Here is a 4,627-nt window from a genome sequence, read left to right as displayed (position 1 = left end):
GGCTCCTGCGCGGCCACACCGCCGTCGGGGGTGCGGTGCCAGGCGGTCCAGCCGCCTATCTTCAGCTGGGAGGGCTTCCCGGCGTACCGGACGACCACCGAGACCGCCCGGTTCTTCTCCAGCGGGACCGCCGGGGTGACCTCCAGCTCGTGGTCCCCGGAGGTGGTGAACGTGGCGGGGCGGCCGTTCACGCGGACCTCACCGGCCCTCAGCCCCAGATCCAGGTTGAACCGGGACAGGTTCTGCCGGGTGGTGGCGAGGATCGTCGCCGTCCCTTCCAGCAGGTCGGTCGCGGGCTGGTACTTCAGCCGCAGGTCGTAGTGCGAGACGTCGTAGCCGCCGTTGCCGCTGGCGGGGTAGTAGGAGTCGCCGATGCCCGGGGCACCCGGAGTGAAGTCGGCCGCCGATGCCGGGATCACCAGCAGGACGGAGGCCGCGAGGGCGCTCGGGACGATCAGTCTGCGATGCACGGGTGCTCCCCAAGTCATCAGTCACGTAAGACGCGCGGGTGGGCGTCGGTCCTTGCTCGCGACACTATTCAGCGCCCCGACGGACCGTCACGTCCAGAGGGCCCGCCGTCACACGATCGCCATTCGGCCGACACGAACCGCCCGTTGCGCCCAGGAACGCCCGCTTCATCCGCCCCTCGCCCCGACCCGGCCACCCCCGCCGCCCGCGACACGCCCGGCCCACCCGTCCGTCCCGGCACCCTGTCGCGCGGGAGCCGACCGGAGTACGTTCCCGCCCATGCCGATGCGAAAGCGGAGAACCCGCGGAGCCCGACTGCCCTACGGAACCCTCGTCCTCGCCGCCGCGGCCGCGCTCCTCGCGGGGGCGGTGACCCCCGCCGGGGCCCGGCCGGGGCCCGCCGTACCCGAGTCACGGCCCGTCCACTCGTACGCGGACGCCGTCCGGGAGTCCGTCTGGGTCGACACCGGGCTCGACGGCGACGGGGACGGACGCGCCGACCGGGTCGCCGTCGACATCGTCCGGCCCCGCGAACCCGCCGCCGCGGGCCGCAAGGTGCCGGTCATCATGGACGCCAGCCCGTACTACGCCTGTTGCGGGCGCGGCAACGAGAGCCAGAGGAAGACCTACGACGCCGACGGACGCCCCGTCGGCCTCCCACTGTTCTACGACAACTACTTCGTGCCGCGCGGCTACGCCTTCGCCGCCGTAGACCTCGCCGGAACCAACCGCTCCGACGGCTGCGACGACGTCGGCGGCCGCTCCGACGTGCTCTCCGCCAAGGCCGTCGTCGACTGGCTGAACGGCCGCGCCCGCGGGTACACCAGCCGTACGGGCGACACCCCCGCCGACGCCACCGCCTGGAGCACCGGGAACGTCGGCATGATCGGCAAGAGCTGGGACGGCACCGTCGCCAACGGGGTCGCCGCCACCGGGGTCGAAGGACTCCGGACCATCGTGCCCATCGGCGCCATATCCTCCTGGTACGACTACTTCCACTCCCAGGGCGCCCCGCTCTACGACGCCAACCCGACCTGGCTCTCCGACTACGTCAACAGTCCGGCCGCCAGGGCGCGTTGCGGAGCCGTCCAGAACCGTATCGCCGCCGCCACCCCTTACAGCGGCGACTGGACCGCCGCCTGGGACGAGCGCGACCACGTCCGCGACGCGGCCAAGGTGAGGGCGAGCGTCTTCGTCGTCCACGGACAGCAGGACCTCAACGTCCGGGCCAACCAGTTCGGCCAGTGGTGGGACGCCCTCGCCGCCCACGGCGTCGAACGGAAGATCTGGCTCTCCCAGGCCGGGCACGTCGACCCCTTCGACTTCCGCCGCGCCGACTGGGTCCGCACCCTCCACCGGTGGTTCGACCACTACCTGCTCGGCCTCGACAACGGCATCGACCGCGAGCCCATGGCCGACATCGAACGCGCCCCCGACCGGTGGACCACCGACCGCCACTGGCCGCCGCGAGGCACCTCCGCCACCGCCCTGCGCCCCGCCACCGGCCCGGCCGGCGGCCCCGGAGCCCTCGGCCGCGCCCCGGCGGCCCCCGGCTCCACCGCCACCTTCACCGACGACCCGTCACTCGGTGAACTGGACTGGGCCGCCCGCGCCGACAGCCCGACCCCCGAGAAGGCCGGGTTCGTCACCCGCCCGCTCTCCCGCCCGCTGCGGGTCTCCGGCGGCTCGACGGTCACCGTGACCGCCACCCCCAGCACCTCCACGGCGCACCTCTCGGCCGTCCTCGTCGACCTCGGCCCCGACACCATCCGCGACTACGCGGCGTCCGGGGAAGGCATCACGACGCTCCCCGAGCGCACCTGCTGGGGCGCGAGCACCGCCGGGGACAGCGCCTGCTACAAGGAGACGCGGGCCCGCACCGCCGACGTCGCGCACACCGTCATCAGCCGGGGCTGGGCCGACCTCGGCACCTGGGCCGACCCGCGCGCCGGGCGGCCCCTGACCCCCGGCAGGCCGTACACCCTCACCCTGAAGCTGGCCGCCACCGACCACGTGGTGCCCGCGGGCCACCGGCTCGCCCTCATCGTCGCCGGCACCGACGAGGGCCTCCTCGACCCGCCGTCGACCACCCCCACCGTGACCCTGGACCTCACCCGCACCTGGGCGCGCGTCCCCCTCGTCGGTGGGCCCGGCGCCTTCACGCGGGCCACCTCGGGACCGGCGCCCGCCGTGCCCCTGCCGCCCCGCGTGAGCCCGCCCGCCGTGTCCGCGCCGGCCACCGCCGCCCCGCCGGTCGCCGTGACCGTGCCCCGCCTCCCCGGAGCCGCCCGATGAAGCCCCGTACCACGCACCGCCGTCACCGGCGGGCCCTCGCCCTCGTCGCCGGCGCCGCCGTCCTCGGCCTGCCGCTCGTGACCGCCCCCGCCACGGCGGCCGGCGGCGCCGCCCCGCGCACCGGTTTCGAGTCCAGCGGGGGAGGCCGCTGGACCACCCAGGACGAGGAGCGGGACTTCCTCGCCGCCGTCGACCGGGCGAGCGACCGGGTGTCCACGCGGACCATCGGCACGACCGCCCAGGGGCGCCCGCTCCGGCTCGTCACCGTCGGCGCGGGGCGCTCCGCCGGCCCGCCCCAGGGCGGCGGAACCACGACCGTGCTGCTCGTCTGCAGCCAGCACGGCGACGAGCCCTCGGGCCGCGAGGCCTGTCTGAGCACCGTGCGCGACCTCGCGTACGCCCGGGACGCCGGCACCCGCCGGCTTCTCGCCCGCACCACCGTCCTCGTCGTCCCCACCGCCAACCCCGACGGCCGGGAGGCCGACACCCGCGGCAACAGCCAGGGCATCGACATCAACCGCGACCACCTGGCCCTGCGGACCGCCGAGGCACGGGCCCTCGCCGCCGTCATCCGCGACCGGCGGCCCCACCTCGTGTACGACCTCCACGAGTACGGCGCCACCCCGCACTACTACGACAAGGACCTCCTCGCCCTCTGGCCGCGCAGCCTCGACACCCACCCGCGCGTCCACGAGGAGTCCCGGACGCTCTCGGAGTCGTACGTACGGCCCGCCGCCGCGCGCGCCGGACACAGCACGGGCATCTACGGCATCTGGACCGACCCGCTCACCGGCGAGCCGGTCAAGCAGGTCGCTGGCGACGGCCAGGAACGCATCCTGCGCAACACCGCCGGCATCAAGCACTCCGCCGGGCTGCTCGTCGAGACCCGTGTCGACCCCTCCGGCCCGGCCGAGGAGGCGGACCCGGCCCTCGTCCGGCAGCGCCGTGTCGCCACCCAGCACGCGGCGCTCGACGGCGCCTTCGCCTACCTGGAGGAACGGCGCGGGGCGCTCGGGGCGGCCACCGCGCTCGCGCGGCACGCCGGCTTCGCCGACCGGGGGCCCGTCTTCCTCGGCGGGGCCGACAACGACCCGCCGGAGCCGGGGGAGATCCTCGCCGACCCGCCCTGCGGCTACCGCCTCGACGCGGCCCAGTACGCCCTGGTCGGCGACGAACTCGCGCTGCACGGCGTCACCGTCCACCGCGAGGGTGACGGTGCGTTCGTCCCGGTGCGCCAGTCGCGGCGCGCGCTGGTCCCGCTGCTCCTCGACGGGCGGGCCACCTATCACCTCGTCGGTGCGCGTCCTGTGGAGGAGTGTTGACGATCGCGTGACCCCGGCTCCGGAGAGCGCGTTGTGGATCTTCACCAGGGTAAAGTTACCGGCTGGTACTGACCATGCCTCAGAGGTCCGCCCGCTTCGGCCGGGGGAGCCTCGCGAACCACATCCGGAGAACACCCATGAGGAACGCGAGGCCGCTGCGCCGTGCCCTGCCCGCCCTGCTCGCCACGACGCTGCTGGCCGGGGGCCTGCTCGTCGGGCAGACCGCGGCCGCCGGCCCGGCGGCCGCCGCCAGGACCACCACGTGCGACATTCCCAAGCTGCGGACGGAGGCCCGCAAGGAGCGCGACCGCGCCGCCCAGCTCAGGCGGCTCGGTGCCCCGGCCGAGGCCCGCAAGGCCCTGGCCCGCGCCGAGTCCCTGGAGCGCCGTGCCCGCCAGTGCGCGGACGCGGAGGAGAACAACCGCCCGCCGCTCTGGAAGTAACGCCGGGGCGGCGGTCCGGATGGGACCGCTTCCCGCCGTCACCTTCGCGAACGGCGGACGAGCCGCGCACGGGGCGGGCGGTCCCGCGAAGGATCTTCG

The 4,627-nt window shown here is 75.2% G+C and carries 3 protein-coding genes and 1 pseudogene; 3 read left to right on the top strand and 1 reads right to left on the bottom strand.

Annotated elements, in window-relative coordinates; genetic code table 11:
- Positions 1–470 (bottom strand): annotated as a pseudogene (locus tag RIF68_RS20135) (M1 family peptidase); the annotation flags it as partial.
- Positions 471–747: 277 nt separating this feature from the next.
- Here RIF68_RS20135 and RIF68_RS20130 point away from each other — a divergent pair.
- The 3 genes from RIF68_RS20130 to RIF68_RS20120 all read left to right on the top strand — a co-directional run bounded on the left by RIF68_RS20130 (position 748) and on the right by RIF68_RS20120 (position 4,528).
- Entirely contained in the window at positions 748–2,763 is a 2,016-nt protein-coding gene (locus RIF68_RS20130; protein WP_375165720.1) for a Xaa-Pro dipeptidyl-peptidase, read from the top strand.
- A complete protein-coding gene (locus RIF68_RS20125; protein ID WP_309052679.1) occupies positions 2,760–4,085 on the top strand; it encodes a M14 family metallocarboxypeptidase in 1,326 nt (441 codons plus the stop codon). Before RIF68_RS20130 ends, RIF68_RS20125 begins: the two co-directional genes overlap by 4 nt.
- A gap of 137 nt (positions 4,086–4,222) precedes the next feature.
- Positions 4,223–4,528, top strand: coding sequence for a hypothetical protein (locus RIF68_RS20120; protein WP_309052678.1), 306 nt, complete (start codon positions 4,223–4,225; stop codon positions 4,526–4,528).
- Positions 4,529–4,627 lie beyond the last annotated feature (99 nt).

This window comes from Streptomyces sp., assembly GCF_031178505.1.
Lineage (GTDB): Bacteria > Actinomycetota > Actinomycetes > Streptomycetales > Streptomycetaceae > Streptomyces > Streptomyces gulbargensis.
This window is presented reverse-complemented; position numbering and strand designations above follow the sequence as displayed.